Source organism: unidentified bacterial endosymbiont, from assembly GCF_918797525.1.
Classification (GTDB): domain Bacteria; phylum Pseudomonadota; class Gammaproteobacteria; order Enterobacterales; family Enterobacteriaceae; genus Enterobacter.
Map to the genome: position 1 here is coordinate 1,592,505 of NZ_OU963893.1, position 21,313 is coordinate 1,613,817.

Below are 21,313 nucleotides of genomic sequence, written 5' to 3' on the forward strand. Positions count from 1 at the left end.
TGATGAAACTAATGTTTGCGTCGGATATCCATGGATCGCTGCTCGCAACCGAGCGTATTCTTGCTCTGTTTGCCGAAAGCGAGGCGCAGTGGCTGGTGCTGCTGGGTGATGTGTTAAACCATGGCCCACGAAATGCCCTGCCGGAAGGCTACAACCCTGCGCAGGTGGCGGAAACGCTCAACCAATACGCCTCACGAATTATTGCCGTTCGCGGCAACTGCGACAGTGAAGTGGACCAGATGCTACTGCATTTTCCGCTGACTGCGCCCTGGCAGCAGGTGCTGTTGAAAAATTGCCGTCTGTTTTTAACGCATGGTCATCTTTATGGCCCGGATACTCTGCCTGCGCTCGCGGCTGGCGATGTCCTGGTTTACGGTCATACTCATATTCCGGTTGCGGAAAAACGCGGGGAGATTTATCACGTTAACCCTGGTTCGGTCAGTATCCCCAAAGGCGGGTATCCGGCGAGCTATGGCCTATTCGATGAGAATACCTTTAGCGTAATCGCACTTAATGATCAGCAAGTTATTGCGCAGGTAGCGATTAATCCGTAAGTTACACCTCAACTGCAAACGCGCCGAAAGAGCGCTTAGACGAGAAGGTTTCCCGATGGTGGAGCAGAGTCATTTGGCAAGTACAGAGTGGGTTGACATTGTCAGCGAAGAGAATGAAGTGATCGCGCAGGCCAGCCGCGAACAAATGCGTGCAGAGCGTTTGCGTCACCGCGCGACCTATATCGTGGTGCATGACGGTATGGGCAAAATTCTGGTCCAGCGTCGCACGGACAGCAAAGATTTTCTGCCGGGTATGCTGGATGCCACCGCCGGCGGCGTCGTCCAGGCGGATGAAGTGCTGCTGGATTCCGCCCGTCGTGAGGCAGAAGAAGAGTTAGGTATCGCCGGCGTGCCGTTCGCTGAGCACGGTCAGTTCTATTTCGAGGACGAAAATTGCCGCGTCTGGGGCGGGCTTTTCAGCTGCGTCTCCCACGGGCCTTTCGCGCTGCAGGAAGAAGAGGTGAGTGAAGTTAGCTGGATGACGCCGGAAGAGATTACCGCGCGTTGCGACGAGTTCACGCCGGATTCGCTAAAAGCGCTGGCGCTGTGGATGACCCGCAACGCCAAAAACGAATCCACTAAACCAGAAAATAAACCGGCAAAAGAGGAAGAGGCTGAATAAGCCTTAACAACTCTCCCTCACGCACAGGCTGGACGCGATAGGTTTATGGTCGCGCCAGTCTCCGTCATGCAAACGTTCCAGCAGCGCTTTGCCCGCTTCAATACCAATCTTACGATGCGGAACTGCCATCGTGGTCAGCGGCGGCTGACAAACGCGGCTAACGTCGCTATCGCCAAACCCCACCACGGCAAGGTCGTCCGGCACTTTGATGCGTCTGCGCTGGCACTCATAGAGCACGCCGCAGGCCAGTTCATCGGCAACACACACCAGCGCATCCAGCTCCGGCCACGCCAGTAAAAACTCCGGTAGCTGAGCGGCCCCCGTGGAAAAGCTCGGCGGCATGGCGGCGTTAATCACCCTGTTTGGCGACATATGGTGGCGCAGCATCGCTTTGTACCAGCCCTGAAGGTGTTGCTGGAAGATCCACTGTTCCTGGTTAGCACATAGTATGCCAATGTTCTGATAGCCCCGCCTAATGACCATCTCCGTGAGCTCGTACATGGCCGCGACGTTATCTATACCGATGTTCATATCGAGAGGATCGGCGCGCATCGCCCCTATCTCCATCACCGGGATGGAGGAATTTTTCAGCCAGTGGCGGACAGTGTCAGTATGTTCAACGCTGAGCAAAATAGCGGCGGCAATATTCGAGGCCAGCAGCGTTTCGAGCAACTTCTCTTCCTGTTCAAGACGATGCTGGGATTCCGCCAGCATAATCTGGTATCCGGCAGGCTGTAGCACCTGCTGTAGCCCGGCAAACATCTCCGAGCAACCCGCTTCAGAGAGATTAGGAACCACCATCGCAATCGTCCACGATGATGCCGACGCCAGCGCGCTGGCCGCGAGATTGGGCATGTATCCCAGCTCTTGTACTGCGCTTTCGATTTTTTCTCGCAGTTTATCGGAAACCTGTTCAGGCGTGCGGAGTGCACGGGACACGGTCATGGTGCCCACACCGGCAAGCTGTGCGACATCGGCGAGTGTCACTTTGCCGGTACTGCGCCGTTTTCGGGTTAAAGACATACCTCTTCCTGCTGACAGGACGCGACTCATTTCATCCTTCGCTTCACGTGACTGGCAGTATACGCCTTAAACCCCTTTTTTTGCTGTGATTTGATGCGATGATTGCAATTTGATAGCGCTATCACATTTATGCATGTTCGTGAATGATAGCGCTATCTTTGTGATCCTGATCGCAGTCAATTGCGGAAGGGTTGAATAAAGTTTGTCCATCTTTTGCGATATGGCGGGAGTGAAAAGTGCTCAAAAAGTGGATATATGATACAACCATTACGCTGTTAGATAGCGTAGAGGACTGGCAGCAAGCGCTGGATCGGTGCGCGAAACCTTTGCTGGATTTACAGGTTATCTCACCGGAATACGTCGCGGCGATTGTCGAGCAGCATCACACCTTAGGACCCTATTATGTGCTGGCGCCAGGGTTGGCCATGCCGCATGCGCGGCCGGAAGAGGGGGCGAAAGGACTCGGCCTGTCATTATTAAAACTGAAACAAGGCGTCGCTTTTGGTGCCGGAGAATTTGACCCGGTGAATGTTATCGTGATGCTCGCGGCGCCGGACAAACATAGCCATATCGAAATGATCTCCGCGCTGGCTGAATTATTTTCCAGCGACCAGGACATGGCTGAATTACATCAGGCGAATACGCTGGAGGAGATAAAAACGATAATCGACCGCTTCTGATTTAATTAATCCGGTTCATCACCACATTACGCATCAGCGTGATGGGTCGTACTCTACTCAAAAGAAGGGGATAACAATGAAAATTATGGCTATTTGCGGTTCCGGCCTGGGCAGTAGTTTTATGGTCGAAATGAATATTAAAAAGGTGCTCAAAAAGATGGATATTGAGGCCGATGTTGAACACTCCGATCTCTCTTCTGCAACGCCCGGCGCGGCCGATCTCTTCGTGATGGCGAAAGATATTGCGGCCAGCGCCAGCGTCCCGGAAGGCCAACTGGTGGTGATCAACAACATCATTGATATTAACGAGCTCGAAGCGCAACTGCGCGCCTGGTTCGCAAAACAATAACCCTGATTGGCGAGGTGGATATGTTTATCCTTGAAACGCTGAATTTCGTTGTTGATATTTTAAAGGTCCCTTCGGTACTGGTGGGGTTAATTGCCTTAATTGGCCTTGTCGCGCAAAAAAAAGCTTTTTCTGATGTGGTGAAAGGGACGATTAAAACCATTCTTGGTTTTATTGTTCTGGGCGGCGGGGCCACGGTGCTGGTCGGGTCGTTAAACCCATTAGGCGGCATGTTCGAGCACGCTTTTGATATTCAGGGCATTATTCCGAACAATGAAGCTATTGTGTCGATTGCCCTGGAAAAATACGGTGCCTCAACTGCGCTGATTATGGCCTTCGGTATGGTGGCGAATATCATTGTCGCCCGCTTCACCCGTCTGAAGTACATCTTCCTGACCGGCCACCACACCTTCTACATGGCGTGCATGATAGGCGTGATCCTGACGGTGGCCGGCTTTGAAGGCGTGGGGCTGGTGTTTACCGGTTCACTGATCCTCGGGCTGATCATGGCTTTCTTCCCGGCGATTGCCCAGCGTTATATGAAACGCATCACTGGCAATGATGACATCGCCTTTGGCCACTTCGGTACCCTTGGCTACGTGCTTTCGGGCTGGCTTGGCAGCAAGTGCGGCAAGGGCTCGCGCTCGACCGAAGAGATGAACCTGCCGAAAAACCTGAGCTTCCTGCGCGACAGCTCAATCTCCATTTCGCTGACCATGATGATTATCTACCTGATCATGGCGGTGAGCGCCGGGGGGGAGTACGTTGAAGCGACCTTCAGCGGCGGCCAGAACTACCTGGTGTACGCCATCATCATGGCGATTACCTTTGCGGCGGGTGTTTTCATCATCCTGCAGGGGGTGCGTTTGATCCTGGCGGAAATTGTCCCGGCCTTTACCGGTTTCTCGGAAAAACTGGTGCCTAATGCGCGTCCTGCGCTGGACTGCCCGGTAGTCTACCCGTATGCGCCAAATGCGGTACTGATTGGCTTTTTGTTCAGCTTCCTTGGCGGACTGGTCGGGCTGTTCATCTGCGGGCAGTTTAGCTGGGTACTGATCCTGCCCGGAGTGGTGCCGCACTTCTTCACCGGCGCGACCGCAGGCGTATTCGGTAACGCCACCGGCGGGCGTCGCGGGGCGATGATCGGCGCCTTCGCCAACGGACTGTTGATCACCTTCCTGCCGGTGCTGTTGTTGCCGGTACTGGGGGCGATTGGTTTTGCTAACACCACCTTCTCGGATGCCGACTTTGGGGCCGTCGGGATTGTGCTGGGCAACCTGGCGCGCTTCCTGCCGCCGCTTGCCATCACCGGGCTGGTAGTGGCGTTATTCGCGCTGCTGGTGGCGTATAACGTCTTCGCTAAAAACAAACCTACGGGCGGTAGCGCACAGGAAAATACCGGAGCCAAATTATGAGTGAGCATGAGATAACCGACCTGGCGCGTCAAATCCGTCTTGAAACGCTGAAATCACTGACGCAACTGGGCTTTGGGCATTACGGCGGTAGTATGTCGGTCGTCGAGACGCTGGCCGTACTGTATGGTGCCGTGATGAAAATCGACCCAGCCGAACCGGACTGGCCGGAGCGAGACTACTTTGTTCTGTCGAAAGGTCACGCCGGACCGGCACTCTACAGTACCCTCGCGATTAAGGGTTATTTTCCGGTGGAAGAGCTGAGCACGCTGAACCAGAACGGCACGCGCCTGCCAAGCCACCCGGATCGCCTGAAGACCCGCGGCGTGGATGCGACCACCGGCTCGCTGGGGCAGGGCATTTCCATCGCCGGCGGGATGGCGCTATCGCACAAGCTGGCTGGCAGGCCAAATCGGGTATTTTGCATCGTCGGCGACGGTGAGTTAAACGAAGGCCAGTGCTGGGAAGCGTTCCAGTTTATCGCCCATCATCGCCTGAACAATCTCACGGTGTTCGTCGACTGGAACAAACAGCAACTCGACGGTGAACTGGATGAAATCATCTGCGCCTTCGACCTTGAAGGAAAATTCCGCGCTTTTGGTTACGATGTCGTGACGGTGAAAGGGGACGACATCCCGGCGCTGCTGGAGGTCACGTCGCTGATCCCGGAGGAGGATGCCCGTCCGCTGGTGGTGATCCTTGACAGCATCAAAGGTCAGGGGGTGCCATATCTGGAACAGTTGAGTAACTCTCACCACCTGCGTCTGACCGAGGAGAGTAAAGCGGCGCTCAACGAGACGATTCGCCAACTGGAGGCTACACATGATTAAGGTTGCACCTGCAGGACAGAAAGATGCCGTTGAGATGCGCAAGGTCTACGCGGGCTTTGTGGCACAGCAGATTGAAGCCGGAAGCGAAATTATCGCCCTGGAAGCGGATCTGATGAGCTCAATGGCGATGGACGGCGTGGCGCGCGATTACCCGCAGCACGTGATCAACTGCGGCATCATGGAAGCTAACGTCATCGGCACGGCGGCCGGGCTGTCGCTCACCGGGCGTAAGCCGTTCGTGCATACCTTTACCGCGTTTGCCAGCCGCCGCTGCTTCGACCAGCTGTTTATGTCCCTGGACTACCCGCGTAACAACGTAAAGGTGATCGCCTCGGATGCGGGCGTGACTGCGTGTCATAACGGTGGTACGCATATGTCGTTTGAGGACATGGGCATTGTGCGCGGGCTGGCGAATTCGGTGGTGCTGGAGGTGACTGACGCGGTGATGTTCGAGGACATACTGCGCCAGCTTATCGATCTCGAAGGCTTCTACTGGGTACGGACCATCCGTAAGCAGGCCCCGAGCGTGTATGCACCTGGTTCGACGTTTACCCTTGGCAAAGGCAACGTGCTGCGCGACGGCCGCGACATTACGTTAATTGCCAACGGCATCATGGTGGCGGAAGCGCTGGAGGCAGCCCGGCAGCTGGAGCAGGAAGGGGTGAGCGCAGCGGTAATCGACATGTTTACCCTCAAGCCCATCGACCGGATGCTGGTGAAAAACTATGCCGAGAAAACCGGACGTATTGTGACGTGTGAAAACCATAGCATTCATAACGGCTTGGGTTCGGCGGTCGCGGAAGTGCTGGTGGAAACCAGCCCGGTGCCGATGCGGCGGGTTGGCGTGAAGGAGCGTTACGGCCAGGTGGGCACGCAGGACTTCCTGCAAAAAGAGTATGGCCTGACGGCGCATGACATTGTGACGGCGGCGAGGGAACTGCTGTAAATACAAAAGGCGACCATCGGGTCGCCTTTTTAGTACAGCGGATAAATTACTGCTGCTGTGAAGACTGGATCGCGGTCAGGGCAATGGTGTAGACGATATCGTCAACCAGCGCGCCACGAGACAGGTCGTTCACCGGTTTACGCATCCCTTGCAGCATAGGCCCGATGGAGATCAGGTCTGCAGAACGCTGTACCGCTTTGTAGGTGGTGTTACCGGTGTTCAAATCCGGGAAGATGAACACGGTAGCGCGACCTGCAACCGGAGAGTTCGGCGCTTTGGATTTCGCAACGTCAGCCATAACCGCGGCGTCGTACTGCAGCGGGCCGTCGATCATCAGATCAGGGCGTTTTTCCTGTGCCAGACGCGTCGCTTCACGCACTTTCTCTACGTCGCTACCTGCACCAGAGGTACCGGTAGAGTAGGAGAGCATTGCCACGCGCGGTTCGATACCAAAGGCAATCGCCGAGTCTGCAGACTGGATAGCGATCTCAGCCAGCTGTTCTGCTGTTGGATCCGGGTTGATCGCGCAGTCGCCGTAAACGTAAACCTGTTCAGGCAGCAGCATGAAGAACACGGAAGAGACCAGCGAGCTGCCCGGTGCCGTTTTGATCAGCTGCAGCGGTGGACGAATGGTGTTTGCGGTGGTGTGAACGGCACCGGAAACCAGACCATCAACTTCGTCCTGTTCCAGCATCAGCGTACCCAACACCACGTTGTCTTCAAGCTGCTCACGGGCAACGGCTTCGGTCATGCCCTTGCTCTTACGCAGCTCAACCAGACGGGCAACGTAACTTTCGCGAACCACTTCCGGGTCGACGATTTCGATACCTGCGCCCAGTTCAACGCCCTGAGATGCCGCAACACGGGTGATCTCATCCGGGTTACCCAGCAGCACGCAGGTCGCAATCCCGCGCTCTGCACAGATCGCTGCCGCTTTAACGGTACGTGGTTCGTCCCCTTCCGGCAGAACCACGCGTTTGCCCGCTTTACGCGCCATCTCGGTCAGTTGATAACGGAACGCTGGCGGAGACAGACGACGGCTGCGCTCGGAGGTCGCCGTCAGGGATTCAATCCAGTCTGCATTGATGTAGCCCGCAACGTATTCCTGAACTTTCTCGATACGCTCGTGGTCATCAACCGGCACTTCCAGGTTGAAGCTCTGCAGGCTCAGCGAGGTCTGCCAGGTGTTGGTGTTGACCATGAATACCGGCAGGCCCGTCGCAAATGCGCGCTCGCACAGTTTGCTCACGCGTGGGTCCATCTCGTAAGCACCGGTCAACAGAATGGCACCGATTTCAACGCCGTTCATGGCGGCCAGACATGCGGCAACCAGCACGTCAGGACGGTCTGCAGAGGTCACCAGCAGGGACCCTGCGCGGAAGTGTTCAAGCATGTGCGGAATGCTACGCGCACAGAAGGTCACGGACTTCACGCGGCGGGTGTTGATGTCGCCTTCGTTAACCACGGTAGCGTTCAGGTGGCGCGCCATGTCGATGGCACGGGTGGCGATCAGCTCGAAGCTCCACGGCACTACACCCAGAACCGGCAGCGGGCTGGATTCCTGCAGAGAGGCCGGGTCAACTTTGATCACTTTCGCTTTGGAGGAGTCGTCGAAGATCTCGGACAGGTCAGGGCGCGTACGGCCCTGCTCATCAACCGGGGCGTTCAGTTTATTAACGATAACGCCGGTGATGTTGGTATTTTTTGCGCCGCCGAAGCTGCTGCGGGTCAGTTCGATACGCTCTTTCAGCTGTTCCTGAGTATCTGTACCCTGGGACATTACGAAGACGATTTCTGCGTTCAGCGTTTTGGCGATTTCAAAGTTCAGCGACTGAGCGAACTGGTGTTTACGCGTAGGGACCAGACCTTCAACCAGCACCACTTCTGCGTCTTGCGCATTGGCGTGATAGTTGGCGATGATCTCTTCCATCAGCACGTCTTTCTGGTTGCTTGACAGCAGAGACTCAACGTAGCTCATCTTCAGCGGTTCAGCCGCAGGCAGATTAGAGTTCTTACGTACGATGGAGGTGGTCTGGTCAGGCGCATCGCCACCGGCACGAGGCTGGGCGATAGGCTTAAAGACGCTCAGACGAACGCCTTTACGTTCCATAGCACGGATAACGCCAAGGCTGACGCTGGTCAGGCCGACGCTGGTTCCGGTAGGGATCAGCATAATTGTACGGGACACGGTTTATCCTCTTTCGTTACCGTCGCGATTGGACGGGTGACAAAACAGCACCGCCAGCAAAGCTGGCGGTGTGGAATCAGGCAGTCAGACGGTTCGCGTCTTGCGCGATAACCAGCTCTTCGTTCGTTGGGATAACGATAGCAGGGCGGGTGCCTTCTTTGTTGATGAAGCCAGACTTGCCGAAGCGGGCAGCCAGGTTGCGCTCGTGATCAACCTCAAAGCCCAGAACGCCCAGTTTGCCCAGGGACAGTTCACGGACCATTGCTGCGTTTTCACCTATACCGCCGGTGAAGATGACTGCGTCCAGACGACCGTCCATCAGTGCCGTGTAAGAGCCGATGTATTTCGCCAGACGGTGGCAGTAAACGTCCATTGCACGTTTAGCGTCTGCTTTGTCGGTGTAGTTGTCTTCAACGTAACGGCAATCGCTGGTGACTTCGGTCAGACCCAGCAGGCCAGACTCTTTGGTCAGCATTTTGTTGATCTGGTCAACGCTCATGCCCAGGGTGTCATGCAGGTGGAAGATAATAGCCGGGTCGATATCACCGGAACGGGTCCCCATCACCAGACCTTCCAGCGGAGTCAGACCCATGGAGGTATCAACACACTGGCCGTTGCGGATAGCTGAAACAGAACCCCCGTTGCCCAGATGGCAAGTGATGATGTTCACTTCTGTAACTGGCTTGTTCAGTACTTTTGCGGCTTCCTGAGTCACGTAGAAGTGGCTGGTGCCGTGTGCGCCGTAGCGACGTACGCCATGATCTTTATACAGGCTGTATGGCAGAGCATACAGGTAAGACTCTTCCGGCATGGTCTGATGGAACGCGGTGTCAAACACGGCCACGTTTTTGTCTTTCAGATTCGGGAAGGATTTCAGTGCTTCAGCGATACCGATCAGGTGAGCCGGGTTATGCAGCGGTGCGAAAGAGGCAGAGTCTTTGATGCCCTGGATAACAGATTCGTCGATAACCACGGAGCGGGTGTATTTTTCGCCGCCGTGGACGATTCGGTGACCAATCGCAGTCAGCTGAGCAGACAGTTCTGGTTTTTGTGCCAGAATAGTGTTAACGATAAAGTTCAGCGCTTCACTGTGAGCGGCGCCTGCACCTAAAGCCGCTTCTTGTTTGCTGCCGTCCATCTTCCACTTGATACGCGCTTCAGGCAGATGGAAACATTCGGCCAAACCAGAGAGGTACTCGTCACCGTTGAGCGCATCGATGATGGCGAATTTCAGTGAGGAGCTACCGCAGTTCAGAACCAGTACTAACTTACTCGACATGGAAGTACCTATAATTGATACGTGGCTAAAAAAACGTCAGTGAGTCTAAAAGCGTAACGCATACTGACCCAGACATTTATGATTAACATCATGCCAAACCAAAATTCTGGCATGATGGAAGGAATACTTATGATTTTAAGCCATTTTGCTCATTTTTCAGACAATGGCATACTATGCGATAATTTGACGAGTTAACGATTCTCGTCTAAGGCCCTATCAGGCTGGCACAGGATACCCGATACGGGGTAGTGAAGACAAAATATTTTGAACGTTGTCATAGCCTGTTGTGGTTTTGCACGAAAATTTTAATGTTTATATGTGAAGTTGAGGTACAGCCATGTCGACACCTGAGATCCCGTCCGTAAACTTTTTTAGTCTGTTTCGTCGTGGACAGCATTACGCAAAGACGTGGCCACTGGAAAAGCGCCTTGCGCCGATGTTTATTGAGAACCGCGTTATCCGCGCCACGCGCTATGCGATTCGCTTTATGCCGCCCGTCGCCATCTTTACCTTATGCTGGCAAATCGCCCTCGGCGGGCAGCTTGGCCCGGCGGTTGCCACCGCGCTCTTCGCCCTGAGCCTGCCGATGCAGGGGCTATGGTGGTTAGGTAAGCGTTCAGTTACGCCTTTACCACCTACTATTTTACACTGGTTTTATGAAGTGCGCGGGAAACTCGAGGAAGCCGGGCAGGCGCTGGCCCCCGTTGAAGGCAAGCCGGATTACCAGGCGCTGGCCGACACGCTCAAGCGCGCTTTTAAGCAACTTGATAAAACATTTCTTGATGACTTGTGATTGATCATCGAAACGACAAATAAAAGAAGGCACAGTAACAACGAGTTACCGTGTCTTTTTTACAAGTGCAATGCGCTACAGGAGTCGAAAGATGGAAATGACCCATGCTCAACGTCTGATTTTGTCTAACCAGTACAAGATGATGACTATGCTAGATCCCGATAACGCTGAGCGTTACAGCCGTTTGCAGACCATCGTTGAACGCGGGTTTGGTTTGCAGATGCGCGAACTGGATCGCGAGTTTGGCGAGCTGAAAGAAGAAACCTGCCGCATCGTTATCGACATCATGGAGATGTACCATGCGCTGCACGTCTCATGGACGAATAACAAAGATTCGCAGTCTATTGACGAACGTCGCGTCACCTTTTTAGGCTTTGATGCGGCCACGGAAGCGCGCTATCTCAGCTATGTGCGCTTTATGGTCACTACCGAAGGGCGTTATACCCACTTCGATGCGGGTACCCACGGCTTTAACGCGCAAACCCCGATGTGGGAAAAATACCAGCGCATGCTGAACGTGTGGCACGCCTGCCCGCGTCAGTACCATTTGAGCAGCAACGAAATTCAACAAATCATTAATGCCTGACGGAGGTGCGTGTGCAGTGTAAAGGTTTTCTGTTTGATCTGGACGGTACGCTGGTGGATTCGTTACCGGTAGTGGAGCGTTCGTGGTGCCACTGGGCTGACCGACATGGCATCGACCATCAGGAGGTACTGAATTTCATCCATGGCAAGCAGGCCATTACCTCACTACGACATTTCCTGGCGGGGCGCGCTGAGGAAGAGATTCAGGCAGAGTTCAACTATCTTGAACGCATTGAAGCGACGGATACCGATGGCATTGTCGCGCTGCCGGGCGCGCGTGAACTGCTTGAGCACCTTAACGAAGCGCATATTCCGTGGGCCATTGTTACCTCCGGTTCCATTCCCGTGGCCCATGCCCGTCACCAGGCGGCCGGACTACCGCAGCCAGAGGTGTTTATTACCGCTGAGTGCGTGAAGCTTGGCAAACCGGAACCGGATGCCTTTTTACTCGGGGCTGAATTGCTTGGTCTTGCGCCGCAAGAGTGCGTGGTAGTAGAAGATGCTGCGACAGGGGTATTGGCTGGCCTGAATGCGGGGAGCCACGTTATTGCCGTGAATGTCCCGGCGGACTCTCCCCGGCTCGACGAGGCGGACTTTGTTCTCACGAGCTTGACAGCAATCCGCGTCGCTAAGGCAGTTGACGGAGTTGTAACCGTCTCGCTAAAAATGTAAGCGTAAGATTTAGCCCCACTTTGTTGGGGCTTTTTTATGGCAGAATTCCTTTTCCTCCACTGACAAGGATATGTTGTGAACGGTGAACTGATTTGGGTTCTCAGCCTGCTTTTAATCGCCATTATTCTTTTTGCCACGGGCAAAGTGCGCATGGATGCTGTCGCCTTGTTCGTGATTGTCGCCTTTGTACTGAGCGGCACGCTGACCCTTACGGAAGCATTTTCCGGCTTTAGCGATCCCAACGTTATTCTGATTGCCGCCCTGTTTATCATCGGCGATGGACTGGTGCGTACCGGCGTGGCGACGGCTATGGGCTCGTGGCTGGTGAAGGTGGCAGGCAGCAGCGAGACCAAAATGCTGGTCTACCTGATGGTGACCGTCGCCGGGCTGGGGGCGTTTATGAGTTCAACGGGGGTCGTCGCCATCTTTATTCCGGTGGTGCTGAGCGTTTCCATGCGGATGCAAATCTCGCCGTCTCGTCTGATGATGCCTCTGAGCTTCGCCGGTCTTATTAGCGGCATGATGACGCTGGTGGCGACGCCGCCAAACCTGGTCGTCAACAGTGAGTTGCTCCGCGAAGGTCTTGAGGGGTTCAGCTTTTTCAGCGTCACGCCGCTAGGGTTGGTCATTCTGGTTCTGGGCGTTGCCTATATGCTGCTGGCCCGCATTGCCCTGAAAGGCGAAAAGCTGGATAAAAACAAAGACGGCTGGAAGCGGCGTACTTTCCGCGACTTGATTAAAGAGTACCGCCTGACCGGAAGGGCGCGCCGCCTGGCTATCCGCCCCGGTTCGCCGATGGTTGGCCAGCGCCTGGACGACCTGAAACTGCGCGAACGCTACGGCGCGAACGTAATTGGCGTGGAGCGCTGGCGTCGCTTTCGGCGCGTGATCGTTAACGTCAACGGAGTATCGGAATTCCGTGCGCGTGATGTTCTGCTAATTGATATGTCGACGGCGGATGTGGATCTGCGCGAATTCTGTGGCGAACAGATGCTGGAGCCGATGGTGCTGCGCGGGGAGTACTTCTCCGATCAGGCGTTGGATGTCGGCATGGCGGAAGTGTCATTGATCCCGGAATCTGAGCTGCTGGGTAAAACGGTACGCGAAATGGCGTTCCGTACCCGCTATGGCCTGAACGTGGTCGGCTTAAAGCGCGACGGCGTGGCGCTGGACGGTGCCGTGGTGGATGAGCCAATCCTGCTGGGAGATATTTTCCTCGTGGTCGGCAACTGGAAGCTCATCAGCCAGCTCGGACAAAAAGGCCGCGATTTCGTGGTACTCAATATGCCGGTTGAACAGAGCGAGGCCTCTCCGGCGCATAGCCAGGCGCCGCACGCGATTTTCTGTCTGGTGCTGATGGTGGCGCTGATGCTGACCGATGAGATCCCCAATCCGGTCGCGGCAATGATTGCCTGCCTTCTGATGGGCAAGTTCCGCTGTATTGATGCCGAAAGCGCCTACAAGGCGATCCACTGGCCAAGCATCATTCTGATCGTCGGGATGATGCCTTTTGCACTTGCGCTACAAAAAACCGGCGGCGTGGATTTGATCGTTAAAGGGCTGATGGACGTCGGCGGGGGATATGGGCCTTATATGATGATGGTGTGTCTGTTTGTGATGTGCGCCACTATCGGCCTGTTTATCTCTAATACCGCCACGGCAGTGCTTATGGCGCCCATCGCGCTGGCGATGGCGAAAACCATGGGCGTTTCGCCGTATCCGTTTGCGATGATGGTGGCGATGGCAGCGTCAGCGGCATTTATGACGCCGGTCTCCTCGCCGGTAAACACGCTGGTGCTTGGGCCAGGGAACTACACCTTTAGCGATTTCGTGAAGATCGGCGTGCCGTTCACCGTGCTGGTGATGGCGGTTTGCGTAGTGTTAATACCTGTTCTGTTCCCGTTCTAAGGCAAATGCCGGGTGAGGCGAAGCCGCCGCCCGGCACGTTGTCAGAGCGGAGAATCCTGGCTTATCTCATCCAGAGAGAGCTGGAAGCTCGGCACAAACACCTGCATAAAGTAATCCATCTCCTCGCTGCGGCGGGATTCCAGCGTTTTCTCAAGCCGCGTTTTCGCCAGCAAAAACTCGTTGTTTCCGGCTGACAGCTCTTCCAGACACTTCAGGTAGGCGCACAGCGCATCGGCCTGCTTCACCAGCGATTTTTCATCTTCTGTGTACTGGTGCTCATCAATCAACGGTTCAAAAATATCGCGTAACGCCTCGGGCACCATATCGATGAGCTTTTGCTGAGCAATCTTCTCAATGGCCTTATATTCCTGGGCGATCTGCGAGTTAAAGTACTTCACCGGCGTCGGCAGATCCCCGGTCAGCACTTCTGAGGCATCATGGTACATCGCCAGCAGGGCAATACGCTCGGCGTTAACCTGACCGTTGAATTTACGGTTTTTAATCGCCGCAAGGGCGTGGGCGACCATGGCTACCTGCAGGCTGTGCTCCGACACGTTCTCAGTGCGCACGTTGCGCATCAAAGGCCAGCGGTTAATGAGCTTCAGGCGGGAGAGGTGGGCAAAGAAATGACTCTGACTCATAGGTTACCTTTTGTCTTGACTGCGACAGGCTTCATTGTGCGGGGAGGAGAGGGAAGATGCAAATCAGGCTACCGGAGTAGCCTGATTTAAAATTACTGATGGTATCCCGAGAGGAATCGTCCGAAGCGACTAATGGCCATCTCAAGATCGTCTTCACGCGGCAGCGTAACGATGCGCACGTGATCCGGCCACGGCCAGTTAAACGCGGTCCCCTGAACCAGCAGCACCTTTTCCTGCAGCAGGAAATCGAGCACCATTTTCTGATCGTCGTGAATATTGAAACGCTTGGCGTCAATTTTCGGGAACATGTAGAGCGCGCCGTTCGGCTTCACGCAGGAGACGCCCGGTATCTCGTTAATGAGCTCCCATGCGCGGTTACGTTGTTCGTACAAACGACCGCCGGGAACAATAAATTCGCTGATGCTTTGATAGCCCCCGAGGGCGGTCTGGATCGCATGCTGCGCCGGAACGTTGGCGCAAAGGCGCATGGATGCCAGCATCTCCAGCCCTTCAATATAGCCTTTCGCGTGCTTTTTCGGCCCGTTCAGGACCATCCAGCCCTGACGGAAACCGGCGACGCGATAGGTTTTAGATAAGCCGTTAAAGGTAATGGTCAGCAGATCGGGCGCCAGTGCGGCAATGGAGTGGTGCTGCGCCGCGTCGTACAGGATCTTGTCGTAAATTTCATCCGCGAAGATGATCAAGTTATGCTGGCGGGCGATCTCGACGATCTCCATCAGCAACGCTTTAGAATAGACCGCGCCCGTGGGGTTGTTCGGGTTGATAATCACAATGCCGCGCGTGCGTGGGGTGATTTTCGCGCGGATATCATCGAGATCCGGGAACCAGTCAGAGGACTCGTCGCACAAATAGTGCACCGCTTTACCGCTGGACAGGGACACTGCCGCCGTCCACAGCGGGTAGTCTGGGGCGGGAACCAGCATTTCATCGCCGCTGTTCAGCAGCGCCTGCATGGCCTGCACGATAAGTTCTGATACGCCGTTGCCGATATAGATATCTTCGACGGTAACGTCACGTATCCCACGCGCCTGATAATGCTGCATGATGGCTTTACGTGCGGAGTAGAGTCCTTTCGAATCGCAATAGCCTTGTGCGGTGGGCAGGTTACGGATCACATCAACCAGAATTTCATCCGGCGCTTCAAAACCAAACGGCGCGGGGTTACCAATATTGAGTTTAAGAACCTTATTGCCTTCTTCTTCAAGGCGCTTCGCCTCTTTCAGAACCGGGCCACGGATGTCGTAACAGACGTTATCAAGCTTGCTGGATTTTTCGATAGGGGACATGAACCTTAACCTTTTCGCTATTATTGCCACTCCCTGCCGTGGAAGTCAGCACGGAATAATGTACTCCCCCATCGCCTCGTTTTGAAGGGTGTACAGGAGAAGATTTTGTGCAATGCGCGAAAGGCTTTGTAATCTATTTTACTACCTTATGGCCTTTTTTGTGATCTAAAGTCATGTCAAGTAGGTATTTTAAGGTTTATTGTGCTGGGAAATGGTTTTTTTTGTGAACAATACGCTGGTCTAAATACAATAACGATCCCGGTCGCACATGAAGTTTACCAGGGTGACATTTCGCAAAATCTGAATGTTCTGGTCAGAGCGCTACTAATGGTACAGCGGGGTTAAACGTTACTGATGTAAATTTAATGTTAAGTGTTATTAATGTTTGAACTTAATCTAAATTAACCTTTATTTATTATTAATGACGAAAATGCACTTTTTGTTAATATTAATAAAATTAGTGTCGCCACTTATCAACGTCCTTTAATCCTGAATATTGCAATAAGACTTATAAATAAAGTGGATTTGGGTTAAGATGTCTTTCGGGAAAGTGGATGAGAGATACTCAAATTACGAATGTCTGAACGCTCTTTTCTGAATTAATTGATTGTTATTATTAAAGTTATCTCTGGCGGGTTTGTGTAAGTCTTACCTTGCTACGATGATAGCGCTGCGCGAAAGATGGCAGGGACAGTGTTATACCTTTAATGGAATTTACATAATCCTGCAAACATCTAAATATCCTTAACGTTTAAGAGAAAAAAATACGTCATGATACGTGCTTTCTGACTGTTAATATAAAGCAGCACACTAACTGTCTGTCAGGCAGTCTGCCGGGCCGGGATACGAGGGAAACCTTCAGAAGGAATTGCTTAACTGTACACACAGCTTCAACCCGGACAGCTCCACACGAGCAACCTGAAAGTGAAAAGATATGATAAATGCAAATCGTCCGATAATGAATCTCGACCTCGATCTGCTGAGAACGTTTGTTGCGGTCGCCGATCTCAACACTTTTGCAGCCGCCGCCGCCGCAGTGTGCCGAACCCAGTCTGCCGTTAGCCAGCAAATGCAGCGGCTGGAGCAACTGGTTGGTAAAGAGCTTTTTGCTCGTCATGGGCGCAATAAGCTATTGACTGAACACGGTATTCAGCTACTGGGTTATGCCAGGAAAATACTTCGCTTTAATGATGAAGCATGTATGTCATTAATGTTTAGTAACCTCCAGGGGGTGTTAACCTTAGGTGCATCTGATGAGTCGGCGGATACCATATTGCCGTTTCTGCTCAATCGCATTAGTTCGGTTTATCCGAAGCTTGCGCTGGACGTGAGCGTAAAGCGTAATGCGTTTATGGTTGAGATGCTCAAAGAGAACGAAGTTGACCTTGTGGTGACAACGCATCGCCCAGGGCAATTTGATTGTCTGACCCTGCGGACGTCTCCGACACACTGGTACTGTGCCGCAGAATATGTTCTGCAAAAAGGGGAATCCATCCCACTGGTCTTGCTGGATGAGCCGAGTCCGTTCCGCGATATGGTGTTGACGGCGCTGAACGAAGCCAGCATTGCGTGGCGGCTGGCCTATGTGGCGTCTACGTTGCCAGCGGTGCGTGCAGCAGTGAAAGCTGGTCTTGGCGTCACTGCGCGTCCGGTTGAGATGATGAGCCCCGATCTGCGCGTGCTGGGCAAGAGCGAGGGGCTTCCTGTGCTGCCGGATACCCAATACCTGCTGTGCCACAACCCATCCAGCAATAACGAGCTGGCGAAGATGGTGTTTGATGCCATGCAAAATTACCTTAATCCCTGGCGGTTCGAGCCTGTTGCCCCTGTAGAGGGGGGGGACTCTCTCATCGTCGAAGGGAGCGTCGAGTGATCCTTCACTCAATATTCTGGTAACAATTTGTAAGTTTAAAAAAAGGCCACTCGCGCGATTTTAGCGTGGAGTGGTTTTTTTTTGTCATCCTTACCCTCTTTTTACATGGGAGATGAGTACAATATTATTATTTATCAATACATTAATCACATTCCGGTAAAAGGTGTTCACGTTACCTCCACACGATCTCTCCCCCCTGATAATGTTAAAAAAGCAGAAAAAATGTTGCCGTTTTTTTGAATGAATTAACAAAAGCGTGTCTCAGATCAAGAAAATACTCCTATTTGGGGGGATGAATCGTTGGAGAATCCTGTCAAAATAGGAGAGTTATTTTTTTTACTTCCAAAACGGACACGATTCAACAAGATGCATTTGACGTAAAGTCAGACACCCACCAGGGTTATAGGGCATTAAATGTTAATGAGAATCGGTTGATGTCATTTAATGTGAAGAAACCTTTGTTAAAGTTGACAAAAGGTTATAGAAAGGAGTAAAAAACCACATCATTTTGCTGCCTATGTCTCATTTCTGGCAGTTAGTGTAAGGTTATTTTATTCCTCCCCATGAATCGATGTGATGCCCATCTGCCAGCAAGAGCAGTGTTACAGGTATCACTTTTGATGAGTAAGCAATGAGTATGTCAACATCCACAGAAGTCATCGCTCATCACTGGGCATTCGCAATCTTTCTTATTGTAGCCATTGGTCTGTGCTGCCTGATGTTAGTCGGCGGCTGGTTCCTGGGCGGTCGCGCCCGCGCAAGGCACAAAAACACGCCTTTTGAATCAGGTATTGATTCAGTCGGTACCGCTCGCTTACGCATGTCTGCCAAGTTTTATCTGGTCGCCATGTTCTTCGTCATCTTCGACGTGGAAGCGCTTTACCTGTTCGCATGGTCAACTTCTATTCGCGAAAGCGGTTGGGTGGGCTTTGTCGAGGCCGCAATTTTCATTTTAGTGTTACTGGCCGGTCTGGTTTATCTGGTGCGTACTGGCGCACTGGACTGGACACCTGTGCGTTCACGCCGTGAACACACCAACCCGGAAAACAGTATCTCTAATCGTCAGCAGTAACAGCGAGGCAATAAGATGGATTATACGCTCACCCGCATAGATCCTAACGGTGAGAATGACCGTTACCCCCTGCAAAAACAGGAGATCGTAACCGACCCCCTGGAGCAAGAAGTCAACAAAAGCGTGTATATGGGCAAGCTCGAAAATGCCATGCACGATATGGTCAACTGGGGTCGTAAGAACTCAATCTGGCCTTATAACTTTGGCCTTTCTTGCTGCTACGTTGAAATGGTCACGTCATTCACTGCGGTGCATGACGTTGCGCGTTTTGGGGCAGAAGTTCTACGTGCTTCACCCCGTCAGGCTGACCTGATGGTGGTGGCCGGTACCTGCTTTACCAAGATGGCGCCGGTTATTCAGCGTCTTTATGACCAGATGCTGGAGCCAAAATGGGTGATCTCCATGGGCGCATGCGCCAACTCAGGCGGTATGTACGACATTTACTCTGTCGTACAGGGCGTTGATAAGTTCATTCCGGTGGATGTGTATATCCCGGGCTGTCCGCCACGTCCGGAGGCTTACATGCAGGCGCTGATGCTGCTGCAGGAGTCTATTGGTAAAGAACGTCGCCCGCTCTCATGGGTGGTAGGCGATCAGGGCGTGTATCGCGCGAACATGCAGTCTGAGCGCGAGCGTAAACGCGGTGAACGTATTGCAGTGACCAACCTGCGTACGCCTGACGAAATTTAAATTGCGCCTGTGGGCCTGGAGAATACCTTCGCATATCACTACTCAAATAGCGCGAAGCCAGGCTTAGCAGTCACCACGGACCATTTGCAATGGTGAACAATATGACCGACTTAACCGCGCAAGAAGCCGCCTGGCAGACCCGGGATCATCTGGATGACCCTGTCATCGGCGAACTGCGCAACCGTTTTGGGCCGGATGCCTTTACTGTTCAGGCCACCCGCACTGGGGTACCCGTTGTCTGGGTGAAGCGTGAACAATTACTGGACGCTGTCGATTTCCTCAAGAAATTGCCAAAGCCTTACGTCATGCTGTTTGATTTACACGGCATGGATGAACGTCTGCGTACGCACCGCCAGGGCCTCCCTGCTGCGGACTTTTCCGTTTTCTACCACCTGATCTCCATAGACCGTAACACGGATATCATGCTCAAGGTGGCACTGTCTGAAAACGACATGCATCTGCCGACGATCACTAAACTTTTCCCTAACGCCAACTGGTATGAGCGTGAAACCTGGGAAATGTTCGGTATGACCTTTGACGGCCACCCGCACCTGACGCGCATCATGATGCCGCACACCTGGACTGGCCACCCGCTGCGTAAAGACTACCCGGCACGCGCAACCGAATTCGACCCGTTTGAGCTGACTAAAGCCAAACAGGATCTGGAAATGGAAGCACTGACCTTCAAGCCGGAAGACTGGGGCATGAAGCGCGGTACCGAAAACGAGGACTTCATGTTCCTCAACCTCGGTCCAAACCACCCGTCGGCGCACGGTGCATTCCGTATTATTCTTCAGCTTGACGGCGAAGAGATTGTCGACTGCGTGCCGGATATCGGTTATCACCACCGTGGTGCTGAGAAGATGGGCGAGCGGCAGTCCTGGCATAGCTACATTCCGTACACCGACCGTATTGAGTACCTCGGCGGCTGCGTAAACGAAATGCCATACGTGCTGGCCGTTGAGAAACTGGCGGGTATCGTTACGCCGGACCGCGTTAACGTGATCCGCGTGATGCTCTCCGAGCTGTTCCGTATTAATAGCCACCTGCTGTACATCTCCACGTTCATTCAGGACGTCGGCGCGATGACCCCGGTCTTCTTCGCCTTTACCGACCGTCAGAAAATCTACGATCTGGTGGAAGCGATTACCGGTTTCCGTATGCACCCGGCCTGGTTCCGTATCGGCGGCGTGGCGCACGATCTGCCGCGCGGCTGGGACCGCCTGCTGCGTGAGTTCCTCGACTGGATGCCAAAACGTCTGGCCTCCTACGAGAAAGCCGCGCTGCGTAACTCCATTTTGATTGGCCGTTCGAAGGGCGTTGCCGCCTACGGTGCGAAAGAGGCGCTGGAGTGGGGCACAACGGGCGCTGGCCTGCGTGCCACCGGTATTGATTTCGACGTGCGTAAAGCCCGTCCTTACTCTGGCTACGAGAACTTCGACTTTGACGTCCCGGTTGGCGGCGGCGTTTCCGACTGCTACACCCGCGTGATGCTGAAAGTCGAAGAGCTGCGCCAGAGTCTGCGCATCCTTGAGCAGTGCCTCAACAACATGCCGGAAGGCCCGTTCAAAGCGGATCACCCGCTGACGACGCCGCCGCCGAAAGAGCGCACGCTGCAACATATCGAAACCCTGATCACGCACTTCCTGCAGGTTTCCTGGGGACCGGTGATGCCGGCGCAGGAATCTTTCCAGATGATTGAAGCGACCAAGGGTATCAACAGTTACTACCTGACCAGCGACGGCAGCACCATGAGCTACCGTACCCGTGTGCGTACGCCAAGCTTCGCGCACCTGCAGCAGATCCCGGCCGCCATCCGCGGCAGTCTGGTTTCCGACCTGATTGTGTATCTGGGTAGTATCGATTTTGTTATGTCAGATGTGGACCGCTAA

At 53.7% G+C, this 21,313-nt stretch carries 20 protein-coding genes; 15 read left to right on the forward strand and 5 right to left on the reverse strand.

Translation table 11 applies throughout. From position 1 onward, the window contains the following. Positions 1-2 precede the first annotated feature (2 nt). Together yfcE and yfcD are read left to right on the forward strand one after the other, a co-directional pair. A complete protein-coding gene (gene yfcE / locus NL510_RS07620; RefSeq protein ID WP_253383157.1) occupies positions 3-554 on the forward strand; it encodes a phosphodiesterase in 552 nt (183 codons plus the stop codon). Between the two features lie 55 nt (positions 555-609). Then, positions 610-1,176: an NUDIX hydrolase YfcD gene (gene yfcD / locus NL510_RS07625; protein ID WP_253383159.1), complete on the forward strand. Its 567-nt coding sequence runs from the start codon at positions 610-612 to the stop codon at positions 1,174-1,176. A 3-nt stretch (positions 1,177-1,179) separates the two neighbouring features. Here the strand turns inward: yfcD and NL510_RS07630 are convergent, their stop codons facing one another. After that, positions 1,180-2,199: a LacI family DNA-binding transcriptional regulator gene (locus NL510_RS07630; RefSeq protein WP_253383161.1), complete on the reverse strand. Its 1,020-nt coding sequence runs from the start codon at positions 2,197-2,199 to the stop codon at positions 1,180-1,182. Positions 2,200-2,435: 236 nt separating this feature from the next. Between NL510_RS07630 and NL510_RS07635 the strand changes: the two genes are divergently transcribed. The 5 genes from NL510_RS07635 (at position 2,436) to NL510_RS07655 (ending at position 6,413) form a co-directional block, all read left to right on the forward strand. Further along, positions 2,436-2,879, forward strand: coding sequence for a PTS sugar transporter subunit IIA (locus NL510_RS07635; protein ID WP_253383163.1), 444 nt, complete (start codon positions 2,436-2,438; stop codon positions 2,877-2,879). A 76-nt stretch (positions 2,880-2,955) separates the two neighbouring features. Then, positions 2,956-3,228, forward strand: coding sequence for a PTS sugar transporter subunit IIB (locus NL510_RS07640; protein ID WP_253383165.1), 273 nt, complete (start codon positions 2,956-2,958; stop codon positions 3,226-3,228). Between the two features lie 20 nt (positions 3,229-3,248). Continuing rightward, positions 3,249-4,640 (forward strand): PTS ascorbate transporter subunit IIC, encoded by a 1,392-nt coding sequence (locus NL510_RS07645; protein WP_253383167.1) that lies wholly within the window; start codon positions 3,249-3,251, stop codon positions 4,638-4,640. Further along, positions 4,637-5,467 (forward strand): transketolase, encoded by an 831-nt coding sequence (locus tag NL510_RS07650; RefSeq protein ID WP_253383169.1) that lies wholly within the window; start codon positions 4,637-4,639, stop codon positions 5,465-5,467. The genes NL510_RS07645 and NL510_RS07650 overlap by 4 nt, the downstream gene beginning before the upstream one ends. After that, a complete protein-coding gene (locus tag NL510_RS07655) occupies positions 5,460-6,413 on the forward strand; it encodes a transketolase family protein (RefSeq protein ID WP_253383171.1) in 954 nt (317 codons plus the stop codon). Before NL510_RS07650 ends, NL510_RS07655 begins: the two co-directional genes overlap by 8 nt. A 46-nt stretch (positions 6,414-6,459) precedes the next feature. On the opposite strand, the gene pta is transcribed toward NL510_RS07655, so the two are convergent. Continuing rightward, the gene (pta, locus tag NL510_RS07660) at positions 6,460-8,601 is read right to left on the reverse strand and encodes a phosphate acetyltransferase (RefSeq protein ID WP_253383173.1); all 2,142 of its coding nucleotides are present in this window, start codon (positions 8,599-8,601) and stop codon (positions 6,460-6,462) included. A 76-nt stretch (positions 8,602-8,677) separates the two neighbouring features. Further along, positions 8,678-9,880 carry an acetate kinase gene (ackA, locus tag NL510_RS07665; protein ID WP_253383175.1) on the reverse strand — a complete coding sequence of 401 codons (1,203 nt, stop codon included), beginning with the start codon at positions 9,878-9,880 and terminating at the stop codon, positions 8,678-8,680. A gap of 337 nt (positions 9,881-10,217) precedes the next feature. Here ackA and yfbV point away from each other — a divergent pair, with 337 nt between their 5' ends. The 4 genes from yfbV to NL510_RS07685 all read left to right on the forward strand — a co-directional run bounded on the left by yfbV (position 10,218) and on the right by NL510_RS07685 (position 13,838). Beyond that, the gene (gene yfbV, locus NL510_RS07670; RefSeq protein WP_253383177.1) at positions 10,218-10,673 is read left to right on the forward strand and encodes a terminus macrodomain insulation protein YfbV; all 456 of its coding nucleotides are present in this window, start codon (positions 10,218-10,220) and stop codon (positions 10,671-10,673) included. Between the two features lie 91 nt (positions 10,674-10,764). Beyond that, positions 10,765-11,259 (forward strand): YfbU family protein, encoded by a 495-nt coding sequence (locus NL510_RS07675; RefSeq protein ID WP_253383179.1) that lies wholly within the window; start codon positions 10,765-10,767, stop codon positions 11,257-11,259. A gap of 11 nt (positions 11,260-11,270) precedes the next feature. After that, positions 11,271-11,930, forward strand: a complete 660-nt coding sequence (locus NL510_RS07680) for a sugar phosphatase (protein ID WP_253383181.1) — start codon at positions 11,271-11,273, stop codon at positions 11,928-11,930. A 75-nt stretch (positions 11,931-12,005) separates the two neighbouring features. Continuing rightward, on the forward strand, positions 12,006-13,838 hold the full coding sequence (locus tag NL510_RS07685) for an SLC13 family permease (RefSeq protein ID WP_253383183.1): 1,833 nt from the start codon (positions 12,006-12,008) through the stop codon (positions 13,836-13,838). Between the two features lie 41 nt (positions 13,839-13,879). Here NL510_RS07685 and yfbR read toward each other — a convergent pair whose 3' ends face one another. Further along, positions 13,880-14,479 carry a 5'-deoxynucleotidase gene (gene yfbR / locus NL510_RS07690; protein WP_253383185.1) on the reverse strand — a complete coding sequence of 200 codons (600 nt, stop codon included), beginning with the start codon at positions 14,477-14,479 and terminating at the stop codon, positions 13,880-13,882. Positions 14,480-14,571: 92 nt separating this feature from the next. After that, entirely contained in the window at positions 14,572-15,786 is a 1,215-nt protein-coding gene (gene alaA, locus NL510_RS07695) for an alanine transaminase AlaA (RefSeq protein WP_253383194.1), read from the reverse strand. Positions 15,787-16,720: 934 nt separating this feature from the next. On the opposite strand from alaA, the gene lrhA reads away from it, so the two are divergent. The 4 genes from lrhA (at position 16,721) to nuoC (ending at position 21,313) form a co-directional block, all read left to right on the forward strand. Then, complete coding sequence (gene lrhA, locus NL510_RS07700; RefSeq protein ID WP_253383202.1) at positions 16,721-17,659, forward strand: transcriptional regulator LrhA; 939 nt, start codon at positions 16,721-16,723, stop codon at positions 17,657-17,659. Between the two features lie 631 nt (positions 17,660-18,290). Further along, on the forward strand, positions 18,291-18,731 hold the full coding sequence (gene nuoA / locus NL510_RS07705) for an NADH-quinone oxidoreductase subunit NuoA (RefSeq protein WP_253383204.1): 441 nt from the start codon (positions 18,291-18,293) through the stop codon (positions 18,729-18,731). A gap of 15 nt (positions 18,732-18,746) precedes the next feature. Next, positions 18,747-19,421: an NADH-quinone oxidoreductase subunit NuoB gene (nuoB, locus tag NL510_RS07710; protein WP_032612787.1), complete on the forward strand. Its 675-nt coding sequence runs from the start codon at positions 18,747-18,749 to the stop codon at positions 19,419-19,421. 89 nt (positions 19,422-19,510) lie between these two features. Then, positions 19,511-21,313: an NADH-quinone oxidoreductase subunit C/D gene (nuoC, locus tag NL510_RS07715; protein WP_253383206.1), complete on the forward strand. Its 1,803-nt coding sequence runs from the start codon at positions 19,511-19,513 to the stop codon at positions 21,311-21,313.

Bases quoted from the DNA above. Each gene is read 5' to 3' on its own strand.
- NL510_RS07650 (WP_253383169.1), top strand. From the start codon at position 4,637: ATGAGTGAGCATGAGATAACCGACCTGGCGCGTCAAATCCGTCTTGAA.
- NL510_RS07675 (WP_253383179.1), top strand. From the start codon at position 10,765: ATGGAAATGACCCATGCTCAACGTCTGATTTTGTCTAACCAGTACAAG.
- NL510_RS07630 (WP_253383161.1), bottom strand. From the start codon at position 2,199: ATGTCTTTAACCCGAAAACGGCGCAGTACCGGCAAAGTGACACTCGCC.
- nuoC (WP_253383206.1), top strand. From the start codon at position 19,511: ATGGTGAACAATATGACCGACTTAACCGCGCAAGAAGCCGCCTGGCAG.
- yfbV (WP_253383177.1), top strand. From the start codon at position 10,218: ATGTCGACACCTGAGATCCCGTCCGTAAACTTTTTTAGTCTGTTTCGT.
- nuoB (WP_032612787.1), top strand. From the start codon at position 18,747: ATGGATTATACGCTCACCCGCATAGATCCTAACGGTGAGAATGACCGT.
- yfcD (WP_253383159.1), top strand. From the start codon at position 610: ATGGTGGAGCAGAGTCATTTGGCAAGTACAGAGTGGGTTGACATTGTC.
- NL510_RS07655 (WP_253383171.1), top strand. From the start codon at position 5,460: ATGATTAAGGTTGCACCTGCAGGACAGAAAGATGCCGTTGAGATGCGC.
- yfbR (WP_253383185.1), bottom strand. From the start codon at position 14,479: ATGAGTCAGAGTCATTTCTTTGCCCACCTCTCCCGCCTGAAGCTCATT.
- NL510_RS07645 (WP_253383167.1), top strand. From the start codon at position 3,249: ATGTTTATCCTTGAAACGCTGAATTTCGTTGTTGATATTTTAAAGGTC.
- yfcE (WP_253383157.1), top strand. From the start codon at position 3: ATGAAACTAATGTTTGCGTCGGATATCCATGGATCGCTGCTCGCAACC.
- nuoA (WP_253383204.1), top strand. From the start codon at position 18,291: ATGAGTATGTCAACATCCACAGAAGTCATCGCTCATCACTGGGCATTC.
- NL510_RS07640 (WP_253383165.1), top strand. From the start codon at position 2,956: ATGAAAATTATGGCTATTTGCGGTTCCGGCCTGGGCAGTAGTTTTATG.
- alaA (WP_253383194.1), bottom strand. From the start codon at position 15,786: ATGTCCCCTATCGAAAAATCCAGCAAGCTTGATAACGTCTGTTACGAC.
- ackA (WP_253383175.1), bottom strand. From the start codon at position 9,880: ATGTCGAGTAAGTTAGTACTGGTTCTGAACTGCGGTAGCTCCTCACTG.
- lrhA (WP_253383202.1), top strand. From the start codon at position 16,721: ATGATAAATGCAAATCGTCCGATAATGAATCTCGACCTCGATCTGCTG.